At 34.5% G+C, this 21,029-nt stretch carries 19 protein-coding genes; 4 read left to right on the forward strand and 15 right to left on the reverse strand.

Features of this window, described 5'->3' with window-relative positions:
- Positions 1–30: 30 nt before the first annotated feature.
- From ftsA to mraZ, 12 genes are all read right to left on the reverse strand, one after another.
- A complete protein-coding gene (ftsA, locus tag DR871_RS01470) occupies positions 31–1,413 on the reverse strand; it encodes a cell division protein FtsA (protein ID WP_113665173.1) in 1,383 nt (460 codons plus the stop codon).
- A 6-nt stretch (positions 1,414–1,419) separates the two neighbouring features.
- The gene (locus tag DR871_RS01475) at positions 1,420–2,142 is read right to left on the reverse strand and encodes a cell division protein FtsQ/DivIB (RefSeq protein WP_113665172.1); all 723 of its coding nucleotides are present in this window, start codon (positions 2,140–2,142) and stop codon (positions 1,420–1,422) included.
- Positions 2,129–3,478: a UDP-N-acetylmuramate--L-alanine ligase gene (gene murC / locus DR871_RS01480; RefSeq protein WP_113665171.1), complete on the reverse strand. Its 1,350-nt coding sequence runs from the start codon at positions 3,476–3,478 to the stop codon at positions 2,129–2,131. Before murC ends, DR871_RS01475 begins: the two co-directional genes overlap by 14 nt.
- Positions 3,479–3,514: 36 nt before the next feature.
- Positions 3,515–4,606 carry an undecaprenyldiphospho-muramoylpentapeptide beta-N-acetylglucosaminyltransferase gene (gene murG, locus DR871_RS01485; RefSeq protein ID WP_113665170.1) on the reverse strand — a complete coding sequence of 364 codons (1,092 nt, stop codon included), beginning with the start codon at positions 4,604–4,606 and terminating at the stop codon, positions 3,515–3,517.
- A 30-nt stretch (positions 4,607–4,636) separates the two neighbouring features.
- The gene (locus DR871_RS01490) at positions 4,637–5,923 is read right to left on the reverse strand and encodes an FtsW/RodA/SpoVE family cell cycle protein (protein WP_113665169.1); all 1,287 of its coding nucleotides are present in this window, start codon (positions 5,921–5,923) and stop codon (positions 4,637–4,639) included.
- A 72-nt stretch (positions 5,924–5,995) separates the two neighbouring features.
- Positions 5,996–7,327, reverse strand: coding sequence for a UDP-N-acetylmuramoyl-L-alanine--D-glutamate ligase (gene murD / locus DR871_RS01495; RefSeq protein ID WP_113665168.1), 1,332 nt, complete (start codon positions 7,325–7,327; stop codon positions 5,996–5,998).
- A gap of 1 nt (position 7,328) precedes the next feature.
- A complete protein-coding gene (gene mraY / locus DR871_RS01500) occupies positions 7,329–8,558 on the reverse strand; it encodes a phospho-N-acetylmuramoyl-pentapeptide-transferase (RefSeq protein ID WP_113665167.1) in 1,230 nt (409 codons plus the stop codon).
- Positions 8,559–8,657: 99 nt separating this feature from the next.
- Entirely contained in the window at positions 8,658–10,121 is a 1,464-nt protein-coding gene (locus DR871_RS01505) for a UDP-N-acetylmuramoyl-L-alanyl-D-glutamate--2,6-diaminopimelate ligase (protein ID WP_113665166.1), read from the reverse strand.
- The gene (locus DR871_RS01510) at positions 10,118–12,121 is read right to left on the reverse strand and encodes a penicillin-binding protein (RefSeq protein ID WP_113665165.1); all 2,004 of its coding nucleotides are present in this window, start codon (positions 12,119–12,121) and stop codon (positions 10,118–10,120) included. Before DR871_RS01510 ends, DR871_RS01505 begins: the two co-directional genes overlap by 4 nt.
- Positions 12,112–12,459, reverse strand: coding sequence for an FtsL-like putative cell division protein (locus tag DR871_RS01515; protein ID WP_113665164.1), 348 nt, complete (start codon positions 12,457–12,459; stop codon positions 12,112–12,114). The genes DR871_RS01510 and DR871_RS01515 overlap by 10 nt, the downstream gene beginning before the upstream one ends.
- A 12-nt stretch (positions 12,460–12,471) precedes the next feature.
- Positions 12,472–13,380 carry a 16S rRNA (cytosine(1402)-N(4))-methyltransferase RsmH gene (gene rsmH / locus DR871_RS01520; RefSeq protein WP_207209791.1) on the reverse strand — a complete coding sequence of 303 codons (909 nt, stop codon included), beginning with the start codon at positions 13,378–13,380 and terminating at the stop codon, positions 12,472–12,474.
- Positions 13,355–13,828, reverse strand: coding sequence for a division/cell wall cluster transcriptional repressor MraZ (gene mraZ, locus DR871_RS01525; RefSeq protein WP_113665162.1), 474 nt, complete (start codon positions 13,826–13,828; stop codon positions 13,355–13,357). The genes rsmH and mraZ overlap by 26 nt, the downstream gene beginning before the upstream one ends.
- Before the next feature lie 379 nt (positions 13,829–14,207).
- Here mraZ and DR871_RS01530 point away from each other — a divergent pair, with 379 nt between their 5' ends.
- Together DR871_RS01530 and yihA are read left to right on the forward strand one after the other, a co-directional pair.
- Complete coding sequence (locus DR871_RS01530) at positions 14,208–14,981, forward strand: alpha/beta fold hydrolase (protein WP_113665161.1); 774 nt, start codon at positions 14,208–14,210, stop codon at positions 14,979–14,981.
- Between the two features lie 31 nt (positions 14,982–15,012).
- Complete coding sequence (gene yihA / locus DR871_RS01535; RefSeq protein ID WP_113634788.1) at positions 15,013–15,633, forward strand: ribosome biogenesis GTP-binding protein YihA/YsxC; 621 nt, start codon at positions 15,013–15,015, stop codon at positions 15,631–15,633.
- Positions 15,634–15,711: 78 nt separating this feature from the next.
- Here yihA and gldC read toward each other — a convergent pair whose 3' ends face one another.
- Together gldC and gldB are read right to left on the reverse strand one after the other, a co-directional pair.
- A complete protein-coding gene (gene gldC / locus DR871_RS01540) occupies positions 15,712–16,047 on the reverse strand; it encodes a gliding motility protein GldC (RefSeq protein ID WP_113665160.1) in 336 nt (111 codons plus the stop codon).
- Positions 16,047–17,003 (reverse strand): gliding motility lipoprotein GldB, encoded by a 957-nt coding sequence (gene gldB, locus DR871_RS01545; RefSeq protein WP_113665159.1) that lies wholly within the window; start codon positions 17,001–17,003, stop codon positions 16,047–16,049. Before gldB ends, gldC begins: the two co-directional genes overlap by 1 nt.
- Positions 17,004–17,103: 100 nt before the next feature.
- Here gldB and nadE point away from each other — a divergent pair, with 100 nt between their 5' ends.
- Positions 17,104–17,901, forward strand: a complete 798-nt coding sequence (gene nadE, locus DR871_RS01550) for an NAD(+) synthase (RefSeq protein WP_113665158.1) — start codon at positions 17,104–17,106, stop codon at positions 17,899–17,901.
- 97 nt (positions 17,902–17,998) lie between these two features.
- Positions 17,999–18,628, forward strand: coding sequence for a response regulator transcription factor (locus DR871_RS01555; RefSeq protein WP_113665157.1), 630 nt, complete (start codon positions 17,999–18,001; stop codon positions 18,626–18,628).
- Positions 18,629–18,755: 127 nt separating this feature from the next.
- Here the strand turns inward: DR871_RS01555 and dnaG are convergent, their stop codons facing one another.
- Positions 18,756–20,738 carry a DNA primase gene (dnaG, locus tag DR871_RS01560; RefSeq protein WP_113665156.1) on the reverse strand — a complete coding sequence of 661 codons (1,983 nt, stop codon included), beginning with the start codon at positions 20,736–20,738 and terminating at the stop codon, positions 18,756–18,758.
- Positions 20,739–21,029 lie beyond the last annotated feature (291 nt).

A 21,029-nucleotide genomic window follows, 5' to 3' on the forward strand; every position in this document is an offset into this window, starting at 1 on the left:
TTAATTCTTATATTTTTTTGGGCCCCACCCTTATTCTGCGTTATCTAAAAAGTCTTTAATCTTATCTACATAACGATCAAAGAAATTTCTTTGTATTCTGTTTACGGTAGAATTCTGCTTCTCATTCGCATTATGATCTTCGGCCTCTTCTACCTTTTCAGGAGCCTCATAAACAGGTGTTTGAACAACTGCCGGTCTGTAAACAGGTGCCTTTGATTGTTCTATAGCATCAATTCGCACAGCGCTTTGTGTTTTATTTTCAATGCTTTTCATCACTAATCCAACTGCAGTTGCATACAAGGGACTTGAGATCTCCTCATCTGAGTTTCCAGCTAAATGTTCGTTTGGATATCCAATTCTAGTATCCATTCCCGTAATATATTCAACTAACTGTTTGATGTGTTTCAATTGAGCACCACCACCAGTAAGTACAATTCCTGCAATTAGTTTTTTTCTAGGATCTTCATGACCGTACGCTTTTACTTCTGTAAAAACCTGATCTACAATCTCCACAACACGAGCATGAATTATTTTAGAAAGATTTTTTAACGAAATCTCTTTTGGCTCTCTACCTCTCAATCCCGGAATAGAAACAATTTCATTGTCTTTATTTTCTCCTGGCCAAGCAGATCCAAATTTAACTTTCAATAACTCGGCTTGCTTTTCTATTATAGAGCATCCTTCTTTTATATCATCTGTAATCACATTTCCTCCAAAAGGAATTACAGCAGTATGACGAATGATGCCATCTTTAAAAATTGCCAAATCAGTTGTTCCACCACCGATATCGATAAGTGCAACTCCCGCTTCCTTTTCTTCCTGACTTAAAACTGCATCTGCAGAAGCCAGCGGTTCTAATGTCAAACCTGACAATTCAATTCCGGAACTTTGAATACATCTTCCAACGTTACGAATTGAAGAAGCCTGCCCCACTACAACGTGAAAACTAGACTCCAATCTTCCGCCGTACATTCCTATAGGTTCTTTAATCTCAGATTGCCCGTCAATTTTGAATTCTTGAGGCAAAACATGAATTATTTCTTCACCTGGTAACATTGCCAATTTATTGACTTGATCAATCAAAAGCTGAATATCGCTCCCACCGATAACCTCTTCAGGATTATGTCTGCTGATGTAATCTGTATGTTGAATACTTCGAATATGCTGTCCTGCAATTCCAACTACTACATCTTTTATTTTATAGCCTGAATTAATTTCGGCTTCTTGTATCGCTTGTTGTATTGATTGTATGGTTTGAGTGATGTTGTTTACAACGCCTCTTGCCACTCCTAAACTTTTAGACTTTCCAACACCTAAAATTTCTAGTTTGCCATATTCATTCTTCTTGCCTATCATGGCAACTATTTTAGTTGTCCCAATATCTAGACCTACTGCAATATTCTCGTTTTCCATTATCTATTATTTAGTGCAAACTACTTGATCCGTAAATCGGAGGTCAATTTTTTTATATTTATACAACGAACTATCTAAAACTGCTTTTTGAAAAAAAGCTTTATAATTTTTAAATTTGCGCTCTACATTTATCAGAATACCAAAATCTATTTGATAATCAAAATTTCTGTTGTGCATTTTTAAGCTTCCGTTAGGCATAATTTCAATTCCAATGATGTTTTTTTTCAAAAATGCATCGTCATAAATTATGCGGAATAAGTCGGCTAGTTTTTCGTTATTATGTTTATTTATTCCCCCTGAAACAAGTGGAACTCGAGCTGTAAAATTTGTTGACAACGGCATTCTATTCCCTTCGTAATCAATGTAAAAAGAACTTCCTTCGTCAAAAACTCTAGCAATAGGAGTTTTTTGTTTTACCACTGCTTTTAACACACCATCAATGCTCACAAAAACATCTGATTTTTCAATCATTTCTTGTGAATTTAGATTTGTCTCCAGCTTATTCAAATCTAAATTAACTTTTTGAATGCTCGATGCCTCTCTATTTTTTTCTATTAACAATTTATTAACCGTTTCTTGCTTAACAAAAGGAGCGTCATCTCCTACAAAAACAACGACTAAATTAGTCAGTTTTCTATTTTCATTTCGTTTAGACGTGAAAGAAAAAAGAAAAATAACCAATCCAAACATCAGTAATAATCGAATATTTGTCCAATTAAAGAGTTTCATTTATCGCTTTTTTTATAGATGGCACTAATTCTCCAATGTCTCCTGCACCAATTGTCACAATTACAGTTGCGTTACTCTCTAAAATTGCTGCTACCAAATTATTTTTAATCACAATTTTCTTATTATTATTTGTCATTTTATCCATCAGCCACTGTGAATTTACACCCTCAATCGGTTGTTCACGAGCCGGATAAATATCTAATAAAATAATCTCATCAAAAGCGGATAAACTTTTGGCAAAATCATCAGCAAAATCTCTTGTTCTGCTAAACAAGTGCGGTTGGAAAGCAGCTAAAATCTTTTGGTTTGGATACAATTCTCTAACGGCTTGATGCACTGCATTTATTTCGGTAGGATGATGCGCATAATCATCTATATAAACCTTAGCTTCTGTTTTTATTTGATACGAAAACCTTCTTTTTATTCCTTTGAATGATGCTAAAGCTCTTGCAATGGCATCGGTTGGGGTACCAAATAAATTTGCCATTGCAATAGCCATCAATGCATTCATTAAATTATGTCGTCCCGGTAATCCAAAATGCAAATCTCTGATTATCTCGGTAGGTGTTTGCACATCAAAAATGTAACTTCCATCTCCTATTCTAACATTAAACGCTTTATAACCAGCATCTTCATTGACCGCACAAACAACTCCTTCTATTGGCAATTCTTTAGTAATAAAAAGCTTGCTCTTGTCTTTAATTTTCGAAGCAAATTCTATAAAAGATTCTTCGATAGCCTCACTAGTTCCATAAATATCCAAGTGATCTGCGTCCATAGATGTAATACATGCAATATTGGGATGCAAGTGCAGAAATGAACGGTCAAATTCATCGGCTTCAACAACGGTAATCGTCTTTCCGCTTCCTATTAAATTTGAATTATAATTTTCTACTATTCCACCTATAAATGCAGTGACATCTGCTCCACTTTCGTGCAAAATATGTCCTAATATACCTGAGGTAGTCGTTTTACCATGCGTACCGGCTACAGCAAAGCAAAAGGTATCTTTTGTGATTAATCCTAAAACTTCGGCTCTCTTTTTTATTTGAAAGTCTCTTTCTAAAAAATAATTCCATTCTGAATGCGAAACTGGAACTGCCGGAGTAATAATTACCAAAGTGTTTTCTATATAAAAATCCTTTGGAATCAAATCAATATTATCTTCAAAATGAATTGAAATGCCACTTTCTATTAATTCATTCGTCAGCGTAGAAGGAGTTTTATCATAACCGGAAACTTGCTTTCCCAAGTTCTTGAAATAGCGGGCTAGATTGCTCATCCCGATTCCTCCGATTCCTATAAAATAGACGTTATGTATTTGATTCAGTTTCATTTTCGTTTTCGTTTTTGTCTATTATCTTAATTCTTTCTATCTGATTAACTTCACAATTTCATCTACAATTTGTTTTGTAGCTTCTGGAAGAGCCAATTGTTTAATGTTTTTACTCAGCTGCTTTTGCTTTTCTGGATCTTTCACCAGGGATTCAAATACAACGCTGAATTGGGAATTGAGTTCAGATTCTTTTAATAACAAAGCTCCTTTCTTATCCACTATCGCTTGAGCATTTTTAGTTTGATGATCCTCCGCTACATTAGGAGAAGGAATGAAAATCACGGGCTTGCCTACGATACATAATTCCGAAACTGAGGAAGCTCCTGCACGCGAAATCACAATATCCGCAGCGGCGTAAACTAAATCCATTCGGTCAATAAAGGAATGAATCTGAATATTTTCATTCTCTTCAACACGCTTATATTCATCAAAATATAACTTCCCACATTGCCAAATCACTTGTATATTATGAGCAGCGAACGTTAAGATTTCTTTAGCTATTAACTGATTCACTCTTCTTGCTCCCAGACTGCCACCCAATACCAAAAGTGTTTGTTTATTAGGATCTAAATTAAAATACTGTAATGCTTCTTCTCTCTTACTGTCGATATCTATCAAATCCTGTCGCACTGGATTCCCTGTCAAAATCATTTTGTTTTTTGGAAAAAAGCGCTCTAAATTCTCGTAAGCAACACAAATCTTATCTGCATTTTTGCCTAACAATTTATTCGTAATTCCAGGATATGAATTTTGCTCCTGAATCACCGTTGGAATTCCTGCAATTGCTGCTATTTGCAATAATGGACCGCTTGCAAAACCTCCAGTTCCTACGACAACATCCGGTTTAAAATTCCTTATTATAGTTCTCGACTTCAATAAACTGCTAATCAGTTTTATTGGAAAAAGAGTATTATCAAATGTTAATCTTCTTTGTAATCCTGCAATCCATAAACCTATTATTTTGTAACCTGCCTGTGGCACTTTTTGCATTTCCATTTTATCCTTGGCACCTACAAAAAGAAATTCAGCATCTGGAAAACGAGATTTTAATTCATTTGCAATAGCAATTGCAGGATAAATATGTCCACCTGTTCCACCACCACTTAATATGAATTTATACTGTTTCATTATTCCTGATTTCTAATTTTCTAAAACGACTTACTTATTTAAAACTGCATGCATCGGGTTCTTTGCTTTATCTTCAATCGAATATCCTTCTGCTACTGCAGCATCTCCCTCTAATTCTCTATCAATCAAATTTTGGAGTGCTTCCTCTCTTTTGGCAGCATCTTTCATTTCCTGTGCAATTTCTTCTTCCTTTTTAGTTACACTTATAATAATTCCAAGTGCAAAACAAGTCATCCAGATAGAACTTCCCCCACTACTTATTAGCGGCAGTGTTTGTCCGGTAACGGGCAATAATTCAACCGCAACGGCCATATTTACCATTGCCTGAAATATCATTGGAAAACCCAAACCGACCACTACTAATTTCCCAAATAGCGAATTGGCTTTGTGCGAAGCGATAATAAAACGAAATAACAATAATAAATACAATGCCAACACTCCCAAACCTCCTATTAGTCCGTATTCTTCAACAATTATGGCAAAAATAAAATCGGAAGAAGATTGCGGCAAAAAGTTCTTTTGAATACTTTTCCCTGGACCTAAGCCGTATATTTTTCCCGAAGCAATTGCTATTTTAGCTTTTTCTATTTGATAGTCATCCTCGCCCGGTTTGTCACTTGTAAAATTATCAATACGATTGATCCACGTATCAACCCGGTTTGGGAATGCATCTGGAAATGCTTTTGCAATAAGTATAAAAAAAGCAAGAAATACGATCCCTGAGCCCACAACAATTCCGATGTAGCGCAGTGGATATTTACCTATAAAAACCAACATTAAAACCATCGAAAAAATTAATGCAGTTGTCGAGAAGTTAGCTGGTAAAATAAATAACAATGTAACAAAAACAGGAATCCAAAGCTCCAGTACTGAAGACTTAAAATCAATAGGCACTTCTCTTGCCTTAGATAAATACCGCGCAACAAAAATAAACAAAACCATTGAGGCCAATGTTGATGTTTGAAACGTAACTCCTATGAACGGCACTTGTATCCATCGACTGGCATTGGCACCTGCAATTACTGTTCCTTTTATTAATGTGTACGCCAATAAAACCCAAACAATATACAACGCCCCTTTAGAAACAGCTTTAAAATAGTGATAAGGCACTTTATGCACCATGAAAATAATGGCAAAACCAATACCAATATGCATGATATGCTTCACTAAGTAACCTAAAGTATTTCCGTTTCCCTGACCAATGTAGGCCAAATTACTACTAGCACTAAAAACAGGCATAAACGAAAACAAGGCCAATAAGGCCACAAATGACCAAATCCCTTTATCTCCTTTTAAATTGTTTATTAGTTGTTTCATTTTAAGTTTGGGTTTAAAGTTTCGTTTAAAGTTTAAAGTTGCTCAACCTTACACTTTAAAACTTAAACTTTTTTATAAATTTTTAACGGCTTGTTTGAACTGATTTCCTCTGTCTTCATAATTCTCGAATAAATCGAAACTAGCACAAGCAGGCGATAATAAAACCGTGTCCCCTTTTTCTGATAATCGTTGTGCCATTCTCACTGCATCATCCATATTAGAAACTTCGATCATCATATCGACAACATTGCCAAAAACATCGATAATTTTCTTGTTATCTACTCCTAGGCAAATAATAGCTTTTACCTTTTCACGAACTAATGACATCAATTCGTTATAATCATTTCCTTTATCAACACCACCAACAATCCAAACAGTAGGTGTATTCATGCTGTCTAAAGCAAAAAAAGTAGCATTAACATTCGTTGCTTTTGAATCATTAATATATTGAACGTTCTGGATTTTCAAAACTTTCTCAAGACGGTGTTCTACTCCCTGAAAATTAGAAAGACTCTCACGAATTGTCGCCTTTCTTATTTGCATTAATTTTGCCACAGAGGTTGCTGCCATTGCGTTTTTCATATTATGTTTTCCTTCTAAAGCAATGTGTTCTGTGTCCATTGTAAATTCTTCTCGATTGATCTTTATTTCCATTTTGTTGTTTTTTATATAAGCCCCTTCGCTGAAAATTTTAGTCAATGAAAAAGGAATTAATTTTGCTTTTGTTGTGTGCGTTTTGAACCATTCATTAATAGCTTCATCATCTGCATCGTATATGAGGTAATCGTCCTCCGTTTGATTCATCGTTATTCTGAACTTTGCATCAATATAATTTTCATACTTGTAATCGTAACGATCTAAATGATCTGGACTGATATTCGTAATAATAGCAATATGCGGTTTAAAATCTACAATCCCATCGAGTTGAAAACTACTCAACTCCAGCACATAGGAATCGTATTTATTATCCGCAATTTGCCAGGCAAAACTCTTCCCGATATTTCCTCCCAATCCAACATTTAACCCCGCTGATTTCAGCAAATGATGCGCAAGCATGGTAGTGGTTGTCTTTCCATTACTTCCGGTAATCCCAATAATCGTAGCATCTGTAAATGGGGCCGCAAACTCGATTTCTGAAATAACAGCAATTCCTTTTTCCAAAAGCTTCTTTACTATTGGCGATTTATCAGGGATTCCAGGGCTTTTCATCACCACATCCGCATTCAAGATAAAATCTTCGGTATGTTTTTCCTCTTCCCAAGCTATTCCATTGATAATAAGAATCTCTTTGTAATTGCCTTTTATCTTTCCAAAATCAGATACAAAAACTTCATATCCTTTTTTCTTACCCAGAATAGCGGTTCCAACACCACTTTCGCCTCCACCTAAGATTACTAGCCTCATATTATCTTAATTTTAAGGTAACAATTGATAATATGGCCAGCATTATAGCAACAATCCAAAAACGGGTAACAATTTTACTTTCGTGATATCCCTTTTTCTGATAATGATGATGCAAAGGCGACATAAGAAATATTCTTCGGCCTTCGCCAAAACGTTTCTTGGTATATTTAAAATAACTTACCTGAAGTACTACAGAGAAATTTTCGACTAAGAAAATTCCACATAATAACGGAATCAGCATTTCTTTACGGACAGCTATTGCTAAAACCGCTATAATTCCACCTATCGTCAAACTTCCTGTATCTCCCATAAAAACCGAAGCCGGATACGAGTTGTACCAAAGAAATCCGATTAATGACCCCACAAATGCAGCAATAAATACCGTCATTTCCCCTGAGTTTGGGATATACATAATATTCAGATAATTAGAGAAAATAATATTTCCCGATACAAACGTGAATATTCCCAGCGCAAGCACTGAAATTGCCGAAGTTCCTGCTGCCAATCCGTCAATTCCATCCGTTAAATTAGCTCCGTTAGAAACGGCAGTAATAATAAAAATCACCACTGGAATAAAAATCAACCAAGCCCATTTTTCATATCCCTCGCCGGTCCAAGCCAATAATTCGGCATAATCAAATTCATTATTTTTAAAAAAAGGAATTGTTGTCGCTGTAGACTTCTCCTCAATTGGCGCAGGCAGAATCACGGTTTCTGTTGGTGCTTTAAAAATATCTGAACTAGAAGTATCAGTACGAACCGTTACACCAGCATGAAAATAAAGAACAATCCCTACAATTAAACCCAAACCTACTTGCCCTACAACTTTGAATATTCCTTTTAAACCTTCTTTATCTTTTTTGAAAATTTTAATATAATCATCTATAAACCCTATTGTACCCATCCAAAGTGTGGTTACAATCAACAAAACGATGTAAATATTATGCAGTTTGGCAAAAAGAATTACCGGAACTAGCGTAGCAAAAATGATGATTAATCCACCCATCGTTGGCGTACCTGCTTTTTCGTTTTGACCTGCCAGTCCAAGCTCTCGAACAGTTTCTCCTACTTGCTGTCTTTGCAAAAAACGAATTATCATTTTTCCGTAAATTGTTGACAAAAGCAACGATAGCATTAAAGCTAATGCAGATCTAAAAGTAATGTACTGGAAAACCCCTGTTCCCGGGACATCTAGTGTTTTGTCTAAATATTCAAATAAATAATACAGCATATATTTTTGTTTATTTGGTTAATCGTTGATACCTTATCCGTTAATTCCTAATCACATCTTTATTTGCTCAAACAAATAATTCAAGCTCCCGACTAACTCTTATTTTCCTAATTGAGCTAATATCTCTTTAACTATTTTCATGTCGTCAAAATCATGACGAACTCCATTTATTTCCTGATAGGTTTCGTGTCCTTTGCCTGCAATTAAAATAATGTCATTAGGCTGAGCCAATTGACAAGCCGTTTTAATCGCTTGTTTTCTATCCGTTATGGTCAATACTTTTTTATAATTCTGCGGGGCAATTCCTTCTTCCATTTCAGTAATAATTACCTCAGGATCTTCATTCCTAGGATTATCCGAGGTGAATATTGCTTTATCACTTAAATCCGATGCAATCCCCGCCATAATTGGACGCTTGGTCTTGTCTCTATTTCCTCCGCAACCAACAACCGTAATTAATTGTTCGTTTTTGGTCCGAATATCATTGATGGTTTTCAATACGTTTTCTAAAGCATCCGGCGTATGCGCATAATCCACAATTGCCGTAATATTTGAATCCGAAACAATAAATTGAAAACGTCCCGAAACACTTTCTAAATCTGACAACAATCGAAGTACTTCCAGACTTTCCATTCCTAACTCAACCGCTGTCCCATAGATTGCCAATAAATTATAGGCATTGAATGTTCCTATCAGCTTAACCCAAACTTCATTTCCGTTTATTTTCAACAACAAACCTGACAATTGATTCTCCAAAATTTGAGCCTTGTAATCGGCATACGATTTTAACGCATAACTCAATTTTTTTGCCGCAGTATTCTGCAACATCACGAGCCCATTTTTATCATCAATATTGGATAATGCGAATGCTGTTTTCGGTAAATTATCAAAGAATGATTTTTTTACATCTCTGTATTCTGCAAAACTTGGATGATAATCCAAATGATCGTGAGACAAATTCGTAAAAATACCTCCAACAAAATGCAATGCTTCCGTTCTTTTTTGATGAATTCCATGCGAACTCACTTCCATAAAACAATATTCGACCTCATTTTCGACCATCTCTTTTAGAAAATGATTTATCGTAATTGAATCCGGAGTTGTGTGAGTCGCTTTATATTCTGCTTCGTCAACCATTATTTTAACGGTAGATAGTAATCCAACTTTAAATCCTGCTTTTTTAAACAATTGATACAATAAAGAAGCGATGGTAGTTTTACCATTTGTACCTGTAATTCCAACTAATTTCAAGCTTTGAGAAGGATCACCAAAATAATTTGCAGCCATAAATGCTAGGGCCGAATTGGTATCTTTGACCTGAACATAGGTAATTCCTTTAGCAATGTTTTCTGGAAATGTGTCGCATATAACTGCAACCGCACCTTGAAGAATGGCTTTTTCTATAAAATCATGACCATCAGAAATGGAACCACGAATCGCTACAAAAACATCATTGGTCTCGATTTTTCTAGAATCGAAATCCATTTTGTTGATAGCAATATCCGTCGAACCTTTTACGGCTTCGATAGCTACTTTGTACAATATATCTTTTAGTATACTCATGATAATTCTAATAGTATCGTTGTGTTTTTTACTAAATTCTGCCCTGCTGCTAGAGACTGTTTTTTAACTTTTCCTACCCCTTGTACCTTCACTTTCATCCCTAAATTCCCTAATAAAGCGACAGCATCCATTCCCGACATTCCCTTTAAATTTGGAATTATTTGTTGCTTCTTTTGCGATTTAACAAAATAGGAATCATAATTGTTTTCTTGCTTTGGAATTTTTCTGTCCAAGTTTTTAATCTCATTTGTTGATGGCGCATCGGTAAAAATCTTTTGTGCAATTCTTTTAAAAACTGGACCTGCCACATCCGCACCATAGTAATTATTCATTGCTGTATTAGGTTTATGCACTACAACTATGCAGGAATATTTAGGTTCATCAGCAGGGAAGTACCCCACAAAAGAAGAGGCATAATATTTTCCAACTCCACCAGCTTTTCCGTAATTCACCGCCGCTGTTCCTGTTTTTCCTGCCATCGAAAAATCCTTAGAATATAATTTCGAAGCAGTTCCTTTTTTTACAACATTTGCCAGAACTGCTCTTAATTTCGAAATAGTTTGTGGAGAACAAATTCTTGGAATCAAAACTTCTTTTTCATATTTTTTGATGGTTCTGTTCCATTCCTTAATTTCAGAAACAAACTGAGGCTTTACCATTTCACCATCATTGGCAACCGCGTTATAAAAAGCTAATGTTTGCAATGGTGTAATATGAACCCCATATCCAAAAGCCATCCAAGGCAATGAGATATTCGACCAGTTTTTATCACTTGGTTGCGGGATATATGGTATTCCTTCCCCTTTAATGGAAAGTCCTAAAGTTTTATTTAATCCAAAATTATTAAGATGATTCACAAATCTTGAAGGTTCATCTTTATACGCATTATAAACCGCCTGAACCAGAACTGTGTTCGACGAAAGTTCAAAACCTCTTCCTAATGAAATTTTTCCGTAACCACCTTGATGAGAATCGCGTACTTTTTTTCCTGAATATACTACTACTCCACCTTTACTGTCATAAACAGTGCTAGTATCCGCTTTTTTATCCTCAAAAAGCGCCATTAAATCAGCTAATTTATAGGTAGAACCCGGCTCATGCGATTCGGCTACTGCATAATTTGTAGTCTCATAATAGGTTCCATCATTAGCTCTTCCCAAATTTGAAATTGCTTTCACATGACCTGTTTTTGTTTCCATAACCACCACACAACCATGATCCGCCTGATACAATTCCAACTGTTTTAGCAATGCGTGATGCGCTATATCCTGAACATAAACATCTATTGTAGATATTACATCATACCCATCCTGAGGATCGACTTCATTAATATCCCTTATTGGTTTCCACTGCCCTTTTGCAATTTTCTGTTTTAAAATCTTACCGTCTTTCCCATTTAGATATTTCCTGAAAGCCCACTCAATTCCTTTTCCGTCTAGTGACTCCCCATTAGAAGTCCGCTCGTAACCAACGGTACGTTCCGCAATTTTGCCTATCGGATGTTCTCTTATGGTTTCTTGTTCAATTATAATTCCACCTTTATTAGCACCTAGATTAAATAATGGAAATCCTTTTATTTTAAAATACTCTGTGTAACTCAAATTTCGAGCTATCAGATAATATCTATTTTTGTTTGCTCTGGCTTTTCGAAGTTCATTTTCAAAAAAGCTGGCAGGCTTACCTAAAACTGTTGCTAATGAGTCTGACAGGGACTTCACATTTTTTTCGAAAGATTCCACTTTTGGTGCCAAAGCATCAAAACGTATTTCATAGTTCGGAATTGATGTAGCCAAAAGACTTCCGTCAGCAGAATAAATATTACCTTTATTAGCAGGAATTACAAAATTTCTAACCGTTCTCTCTTTAGCTAATTTCCTATAATAATCACCTTCAACCCACTGAATATTTGTCAATTTTACAGCAATTGCTATGGCCATCAAAAAAATGACAAAAGCTACCAGATAAATTCTGTAGGATATGTATTTATCTTCTACTGCCATATTTTTTCTAAAAAGTTTTTCTCTTTTTCTTTTTTAACTTTAATTTTAATTGGAGGAACTGTTGACGGAAAAATTTCTTTCTCAATCATTTTCTCAGAAACCGTCGACTCCATCTTCAATTTCTGCAACTCAGAACGTCTGTCTACAAACTCAGAACGCAACTCCTTTACTTTATTTGTTAGTTCAGCAATCATGAAAACTTTCTGTTCAAATCGCTGTGTATTTGCAATCATTATAATAGCCAAAAGAATTATAAAAACGATGAAACGCCAGTTTTTCACAGCATCATCATTAATTAGAAATCTTGCTTTTAATATGCTGTAAACTCCGTTTTTCATTTTTATGACTACTTATCGTTTCTCAGCTATCCTTAATTTAGCACTTCTGGCTCTGTTATTTTCCTTTATTTCGGCAGCGTCCGGAACAATCAATTTTCCAACGGTTTTGAATGGAACCGAAAAATTTCCAAAAAAATCACGTTCAGGCTCACCCTCGAACATTCCATTTTTCACAAACCTTTTTACTAATCTATCTTCTAGTGAATGGTAGGATATAACACTTAATCTTCCTCCTGGATTCAAAATTTCTAAGGATTGCTCCAAGAACTCTTTCAAAACATCCATTTCCTGATTTACTTCAATTCGGATGGCCTGATAGATTTGTGCCAATATTTTATTTCTGATCCTTTCTGGCAGGAATCTTGCCAAAACTTCTTTTAGTTCATCTGTTGTCTTGATTGGCTTTAGCTCTCTCTCTTCAATAATTGTTCTTGCTAAAACCGATGCATTTTTCAATTCTCCATAATCCAAAAACACTCTTTTCAAATTCGCCTCATCGTATTCATTAACAACTCGGTACGCATTCAAATCATTTTTTTGACTCATTCGCATATCCAAACCTGCATCAAAACGAGTAGAAAAACCTCTTTCCGGAACATCAAATTGATGTGAAGACACACCCAAATCAGCTAAAATTCCGTCCACACTTTTCACTCCGTAAAAACGTAAAAAACGTTTTATGAATCTGAAATTCTCGTTTATCAGCGTAAATCTTTCGTCTGGCAAAGCATTCGCTAAAGCATCTTCATCTTGATCAAAAGCAAACAACTTTCCATCAGGACCAAGTCTTTTCAAAATTTCTTTTGAATGACCGCCTCCACCAAAAGTTACATCTACATAAATGCCGTCAGGCTTAATATTTAAACCATCTACTGATGCGTGAAGCAAAACCGGATTATGATATTCCATTGTCGTCGTCATTTAAATTCCCCATTACTTCTTCGGCTAAATCTGCAAAATCCATGTCTTCGCCGCTTATTGATTTTTCGTATAAATCTTTGTCCCAAATCTCAACAATATTCACCGCTGAGGAGAAAACCACTTCTTTTGAAATACTAGCGAAACCCACTAAATCTTTCGGCACCAACAATCTACCTAAAGCATCAATTTCAACCACTTTAACACCAGCCGTAAAACGACGGATAAAGTCATTGTTTTTCTTTACAAATCGATTTAGTTTATTGATCTTTTGCATCATCAAATCCCATTCTTTCATCGGATATAATTCCAGACAAGGCTGAAAAACGGAACGCTTCAAAACGAATCCGTTTTGAAGTGAAGCGGCCAACTGCTTTTTTAAGGGCGCTGGCATAAGCAGCCTTCCTTTAGCATCGACTTTACACTCATATGTTCCGACAATTGTATCCAAGAAAAAATTATTAAATGATGTAGAGCAAAAATATAAAAAATATTACCACAATTTACCACTATATACCACTTTGTTAATAAGTTTAACCACTTTTAGCTAAAAACCCTTAATTTATGCACAGTCAGAACATTAGCTGATTTTTGTTTTATTTGTAAGAAACATAATGTTATATAAAAAAGGGTTTCAAACTCCAGGAAAAGTGAATTTTAAATAGTAAGAATAAATGTGAAATATTCAGAAAAAGCGTCTTTAATTTTTAAAAAAAACATAGTATTTTTTTATCAATCCCGATAATTTTACAATTAAAAATTGTTGTAAAAATTCATTTTTATATATTAAATCCTATATTTGTCAAAATTGAAATCCGGATTCAAAAAAAATGGAAAAACACTATAAAAAAGAAGGTAGATACAGCTATTATGAGGCTGGCGAAGGAACTCCAATTGTCATCTTGCACGGACTTATGGGAGGACTCAGCAACTTTGACGCTGTTGCTAGTTACTTTTCTTCAAGAGGATACAAGATAATTATTCCAGACTTACCGATCTATACTCAGAATATTTTGAAAACGAATGTAAAAAGTTTTGCAAAATATGTGAAGGATTTTATCACATTCAAAGGCTTAGAACGCGTCATACTTTTAGGAAATTCTTTAGGCGGACACATTGCTTTATACCACACTAAAATGTATCCTGAAAAAGTTGCAGGCCTAGTTATCACAGGTAGCTCAGGACTTTATGAAAGCGCCATGGGTGACAGTTACCCAAAAAGAGGTGATTATGAGTATATCAAGAAAAAAGCCGAAGATGTATTTTATGACCCTAAAGTAGCTACCAAAGAACTTATTGATGAAGTATACGAGTCCGTAAATGACCGAATAAAATTGATAAAAACACTGACAATTGCAAAAAGCGCGATTCGTCATAATATGGCAAAAGATTTGCCAAAAATGCATGTTCAAACCTGTATCATATGGGGAAAAAATGACAAAGTCACTCCTCCAGATGTAGCAGAAGAATTCCATAAATTATTACCTAATTCTACATTATACTGGATTGACAAATGTGGCCATGCAGCCATGATGGAACATCCTGATGAGTTTAACCGTTTGTTAGAAGAGTGGTTAACACATACTCATTTAGCCGTACATTAAACCTAAAAGTAGAATTTTACACCCCGAGAAAATGAAAATTAATACCGCCGAATTTGTTATCAGCAACTCTGATGTAAGCAAATGTCCAAAAGACTTTTTGCCGGAATATGCTTTTATAGGCAGATCAAATGTTGGAAAATCTTCCTTGATAAACATGCTGACCAATCATAAAAAGTTAGCTAAAACTTCCGGAAGACCAGGAAAAACACAATTGATAAACCATTTTCTGATTAATAACAATTGGTTTTTAGTCGATTTACCTGGATATGGATATGCCAAAGTTTCTAAAAAAACGAAATCTATTTTTCAGGAATTCATTACTGATTATTTCGAAACTAGAGAACAATTGGTTTGTGCTTTTGTTCTGATTGATATCCGTCATGAAGCACAAACTATAGATATTGAATTCATGTCCTACATGGGCGAAAGTGAAATTCCTTTTTGTATCGTTTTCACCAAAGCGGATAAGATAAGTAAAGTAAAGATCGATTCGCATATTGCTGCTTACAAAAAGAAAATGTTCGCCAATAATTGGGCCGAAATGCCTCATTATTTTGTAACGTCAGCAACAGAATCAACCGGGAAAGAAGAATTACTTTCTTATATAGATGAAGTAAATCAAGAAGTTTTTAAGAACAACAGCCAGTTTTAAAAGCCCCCTATTAAAGCATAAAAAATCCCAAAACTTAAAAACGTAAGTTTTGGGATTTTTTTTAGAGAGAAATCTACTCTATTTTGTTAACTCTAATTTCTCGGCAAAATAATCACAGAAATCTTTCATGGTATCAGCCATTTTTTCGTCATCTGTAGCGCGTTTGAATGTTTCGGACATTGCCACCAAAGTTTGGTGAAAGAAAATTTTCATTTCATCAACTGGCATATCTTTTGTCCATAAATCAATACGCATACTTTCTTTGGCTTTGCTGTCCCAAATAGACAACATAATTGCTTTTGCCTCTTCCTGTTCTACTCCACCGTCTTTAGCAGACCACAGTAATTTTTCCGGAACACGGTTTTCATCTAACTCAATTAGAAATTTAATTTCTGATGTATTTTTATTTGACATTACTTTTTGGGTTTGTATTTTGATTTCACAAATATTTCTTTTGCACTTGTTTTTAGCAAATCAGCGACAGGCACTTCATTATTTTTCATATAGGAACGGACCATTTGCCATCCAATCCAAGCTCCAACTTGTCCCGGGGATTCGTTATCAATTTCCAAATAAAACTTAGAAAATGGAGCCGGATTAATAAATCGCGGAATTAACTTTTGGTCGTTACTGTAGAGCATTTCTTTTTCAATAAAATAACGCCACATATAACTTTCATTTTCCTGACACCATACTATTTGTTCCGGTGTATATCCCATTTTTTCGGCATCAGTGTATTCAGGCAAAAGTAGGTCCTTTAAGTACAATTGCTTTCCGTAATAAATCATTTGACTCAGTAAATCTTTCTCTAGAACAGGAGGGATTTTACGAGCCGAAAAACTCGAAACCACATCGGGAGCAATTTGTCTTTGTTCAAAATTTTGCTTTAAATAATTGGGAAACTGATAAAACTTGTGCCCTTTTCCTAAATAAAGTTCCAGCGAAACAATCACTAAACTATCCGCATAAATAGCTTTATTATTATAATCCATTTCAGAGATTATGGTAATTACTTTTGGCGTTTTTGTTTGCGGAAAATAATATTTAATATGTTTAAAAAGTGTCTCCAATTCTAATTTGACAGGTTCAAAATCAGCATATTTTTTTTGAACTTCCGCGTATAATTCTCTCCACATCGGATCTTGCATTTTATTTAACCAAACGCTATTATCGTTTCCTGCAGGAAAAAAAAATGGGAATTCCTTTTTTACTTTTTCTAAATCCTTTGGAGGCGTTTCAAAAAATATTTTATCAAATCGCACCACTTTTAATTCCAAAGGAATTGCTGTAACGGCACTTTCAACTTTAGTTTTCTTATTACAAGAAAAAAAAACGAGACAAAAGACTACAAGAAACAGATATTTTTTCATATATATTAATTAAATTTGTTTCCAAAGAATCCTAGGAAACGAATGCATGACGAAATGATTTTGCAAATATACATTCCTGCTTTTTAAAACGTAAACTATTATGACTAAAAAAAGTGCAATCCAAGTTGAAAAAGTAAATACTCAAATTGTAAACTGGTTAAAAACATATGCTGAAAATGCAAAAGTAAATGGATTTGTAATAGGTATTTCCGGCGGAGTAGATTCGGCAGTGACCTCAACATTATGTGCACAAACAGGATTAAAAGTTTTATGTGTTGAAATGCCTATTCATCAAGCACCAAGTCATGTAACCAGAGGACGCGAACATATTGAACAGCTAAAACAAAGATTCCCTAATGTTTCCAGCACTGAAGCTGATTTGACTGGCGTTTTTGAAACGTTTAAAAAAGCAGTTCCTGATGATTCAGATACAGCAAAAGTTCACCTAGCACTTGCAAATACAAGAGCACGATTAAGAATGACCACGCTCTATTACTTTGCAGGAATCCATGGTTTACTAGTTGCAGGAACAGGCAATAAAGTAGAAGATTTTGGCGTAGGTTTTTATACAAAATACGGAGACGGCGGAGTAGATTTAAGTCCAATTGCTGATTTGATGAAATCAGAAGTCTATCTATTAGGCCGTTATTTACAAATACCGGAATCTATTTTAAAAGCTTCTCCAACAGACGGATTATTTGGTGATGACAGAACTGATGAAGATCAATTAGGAGCCAGTTATGATGAATTAGAATGGGCAATGCTTGAAAATGAAGCCGGAAAGTCAGCGGAAGACTTTTCAGGACGAGAAAAAATTGTTTTCGAAATTTATAAGCGATTAAACAATATTAATCAACATAAAATGCTAGCAATTCCAGTATGTTTTATCACAAAATGATAAAGAAGTAATATTTTATATTGATTTACAATTAATTACAGAATTTATTTATTAATTTTACATTTCCAATTACAAACAATTCTAAAAATTTAAAATTATGATTAAAGTATGTATAGCCGATAATTATCCTGTTGTGCATTTTGGAGTGAAATCTTACTTTAAAGATAATGCAGACATCTCAATAGTTGCCAATGTCGGCAATTTCTTGATGGTAAGGGATATTCTTCAAACTAAAGACATTGATGTATTAGTATTAGATTTGGAACTGGAAGGTCTTTCCAGTATTTTTGAGGTCAAAGCGATCTTAAAAAACTTTCCAAAAACAAAAATTATTATATTTAGTGGGCTTTCAGAACAGATTTATGCGCCAAATGCCATAAAAGCCGGAGTATCTGGCTTTGTGCATAAATCAGAAAAGTTAGAAACTTTAGGTATTTCGATTATCAAAGTCTCCCAAGGCAAGATAATCATGAATGAAACCGTGAAGAAAAACTTAGCCTTGATTGCAAAACAAAGTAAAAGCGAACGTTTATACCGCAAGCTTTCTAACCGTGAGGTAGAAGTTTTACGTTATTTAAGTGGAGGAAAAAAGAATCATGAAATTGCTGAAATTTTAAACCTCAACGAAAAAACGATTAGTACCTACAAATTGCGATTACTAACCAAACTAAATGTTACAAATCTGGTAGATTTAGTAGACAAAGCTAAAAAATTAGAGATTGTTTAGTAATATCTAGACATTACTCTTCCTAATTTTTTAGAAAAAGAATGGATTAATATATTGTAATCCATTACCAAAGATAAAGGCTCTGTATTATCTGAATTCGGTTCAGATGATAGAGAGCTTTTTAATTTTAATGATATCGAACCACAACTCTTCCTAATTTTTTTGAAAATTTTCCTCTCAGCTCTATATAATTCATGACTAAAGACAGTGACTCCATATTATCCGAATCTGGCTCATTAGAGACTGAATTTTTTAACTCTTCAATAATTTCACTAAGTAAAAACCATCTTAAAGTAAGTAATGTATCCGAAACATCCTGATTTAACATTTCTTCTTTAGTTTTAGGAAAAATGTTTTGTCCTACCCAATTATGCAGTACATTTTTCTCGTCCTCCATTATAATATTAGTCACTTCATCCGGAATACCCGATTGAATGTGATTTATATATTTTTCAAGTCCAGAATCCTCATTTTGCAAATAAAAATCTATTAAATTTTTATAAATATCTCTAAATATAGGACTTGCAAATTCTACTTCATCATCTTGCAAACTCAAATATATTTTTTGAAAAACTTTTAATTCTTTAATTTCAGTAACATCTATAATCTCTCCATCACTATTTAACTTTAATAAAACTTCTTCAAATTTTTCTGTTTTATTACCATACAGTAAAAGAATTTCAATTATTTTACGTTCGAAGCGATACAAAGAATCCACTTTATCCGTATCAACGGTTTCTTCATTTTTAATATAGTCAAAAGCATTTTGTAATTGCTCTTGTTTCTGCTTTTTACCAACTTCAGAAATATCTTTTTGAACTAATTGCGCTAACGTACTTTGCAAAACCTGCTCCGAAATATCCATAATTCGGGAACATTCCTGAATATAAATTTCGCGCTGAATCCTGTCCGGAATTTTCGAAATACTGACTACCATATCCCGAATCAAATCGGCTTTTTTTATTGGATCGTTCTTGGCTTCATTCATCAAAAGCGATGCTTTGAACTGAATGAAATCTTTAGCATTATCTTCAAGATATGAGACTAAATCATCATGGGATGTTTTTTTAGCAAAACTATCAGGGTCTTCCCCATCAGGAAAGGTACATACTTTTACATTCATCCCTTCTTCCAGAATCAAATCGATTCCTCTAATGGAAGCGCGCAGTCCCGCCGCGTCACCATCAAAAAGAACGGTAATATTCTTTGTCAATCTATTGACTAATCGGATTTGATCGGGCGTCAAAGCGGTTCCAGAAGAAGACACAACATTTTCAATACCGGATTGGCTGAACTGAATTACATCCGTATATCCTTCAACTAAATAGCAATTATTTAATTTTGCTATCGATTGTTTAGCCTGAAAAATACCATAAAGCACTTTGCTTTTATGATAAATTTCACTTTCGGGTGAATTCAGGTATTTGGCTGCTTTTTTATCATTGGTAAGAATCCGACCTCCAAAACCCAATACTCGTCCAGACATACTTTCTATAGGAAACATAACACGGCCTTTGAACCTGTCGAATGGTCTGTCGTCACGGGGGATTGTAAGTCCTGTACTTTCTAGAAACTCTAATTTATATCCTTTTCCTAAGGCTTCTTTAGTAAAAGCATCCCAAGTTTCAGGCGAATATCCTAAACTAAATTTGTTGATAGTCTCATTCGTAAATCCTCTTTCTTTAAAATAAGAATATCCAATTGCCTTTCCCTCTTCAGAGTTTAAAAGTGTATTATGGAAATAGCTTTTTGCAAATTCCGAAACCAAATACATACTTTCCCGAACATCAGTTATGGCCTTCTCCTGATCCGTTTGCTCCGTTTCTTCAATTTCGATATTGTATTTTTTAGCTAAATATCGAATGGCTTCCGGATAGGTAAAATGAGAATGTTCCATTAAGAATGCAACAGAGTTCCCACCTTTTCCAGAGCTAAAATCTTTCCAAATTCCCTTTGCCGGCGAAACCATGAACGATGGAGAACGCTCTTCAGAGAAAGGACTTAATCCTTTCCAATTACTTCCTGCACGCTTCAACTGCACAAAATCACCGATAACCTCCTCTACTCGAGCAGTTTCGAAAACAATATCAATAGTGGCTTTTGAGATCAAATTGTTATTTTTTTGAAGTTCAAAGTTACAACGTTTAAGCTGAAAAAATTATTGTTAGTACAAATAAAATCATCCCCTGATAAAACCCATAAATCATTCTATTTGATAATTTAAAAAGTTATAAATATTTTACAAATCAAAGAAACGGCCTAATTCATCATTTTAATTCAGTTAAAAAGCTATTAATTTTTAACATTCTTTTATATATCATAAAATAAACGTTATTTTGTAATTGATTCCCCCAATCTACATTCCAATTTATTGCTACATAAACAATTACTTTAAAAACCT

Origin of the sequence: Flavobacterium petrolei (assembly GCF_003314435.2) — a bacterium.
GTDB classification, from domain to species: domain Bacteria; phylum Bacteroidota; class Bacteroidia; order Flavobacteriales; family Flavobacteriaceae; genus Flavobacterium; species Flavobacterium petrolei.

Bases quoted from the DNA above. Each gene is read 5' to 3' on its own strand.
- DR871_RS01475 (WP_113665172.1), bottom strand. From the start codon at position 2,142: ATGAAACTCTTTAATTGGACAAATATTCGATTATTACTGATGTTTGGA.
- DR871_RS01505 (WP_113665166.1), bottom strand. From the start codon at position 10,121: ATGAGTATACTAAAAGATATATTGTACAAAGTAGCTATCGAAGCCGTA.
- yihA (WP_113634788.1), top strand. From the start codon at position 15,013: ATGAAAATTAATACCGCCGAATTTGTTATCAGCAACTCTGATGTAAGC.
- rsmH (WP_207209791.1), bottom strand. From the start codon at position 13,380: ATGACGACGACAATGGAATATCATAATCCGGTTTTGCTTCACGCATCA.
- ftsA (WP_113665173.1), bottom strand. From the start codon at position 1,413: ATGGAAAACGAGAATATTGCAGTAGGTCTAGATATTGGGACAACTAAA.
- DR871_RS01530 (WP_113665161.1), top strand. From the start codon at position 14,208: ATGGAAAAACACTATAAAAAAGAAGGTAGATACAGCTATTATGAGGCT.
- murG (WP_113665170.1), bottom strand. From the start codon at position 4,606: ATGAAACAGTATAAATTCATATTAAGTGGTGGTGGAACAGGTGGACAT.
- murC (WP_113665171.1), bottom strand. From the start codon at position 3,478: ATGAAACTGAATCAAATACATAACGTCTATTTTATAGGAATCGGAGGA.
- gldC (WP_113665160.1), bottom strand. From the start codon at position 16,047: ATGTCAAATAAAAATACATCAGAAATTAAATTTCTAATTGAGTTAGAT.
- DR871_RS01510 (WP_113665165.1), bottom strand. From the start codon at position 12,121: ATGGCAGTAGAAGATAAATACATATCCTACAGAATTTATCTGGTAGCT.
- DR871_RS01555 (WP_113665157.1), top strand. From the start codon at position 17,999: ATGATTAAAGTATGTATAGCCGATAATTATCCTGTTGTGCATTTTGGA.
- DR871_RS01515 (WP_113665164.1), bottom strand. From the start codon at position 12,459: ATGAAAAACGGAGTTTACAGCATATTAAAAGCAAGATTTCTAATTAAT.
- gldB (WP_113665159.1), bottom strand. From the start codon at position 17,003: ATGAAAAAATATCTGTTTCTTGTAGTCTTTTGTCTCGTTTTTTTTTCT.
- DR871_RS01490 (WP_113665169.1), bottom strand. From the start codon at position 5,923: ATGAAACAACTAATAAACAATTTAAAAGGAGATAAAGGGATTTGGTCA.
- nadE (WP_113665158.1), top strand. From the start codon at position 17,104: ATGACTAAAAAAAGTGCAATCCAAGTTGAAAAAGTAAATACTCAAATT.
- mraY (WP_113665167.1), bottom strand. From the start codon at position 8,558: ATGCTGTATTATTTATTTGAATATTTAGACAAAACACTAGATGTCCCG.
- murD (WP_113665168.1), bottom strand. From the start codon at position 7,327: ATGAGGCTAGTAATCTTAGGTGGAGGCGAAAGTGGTGTTGGAACCGCT.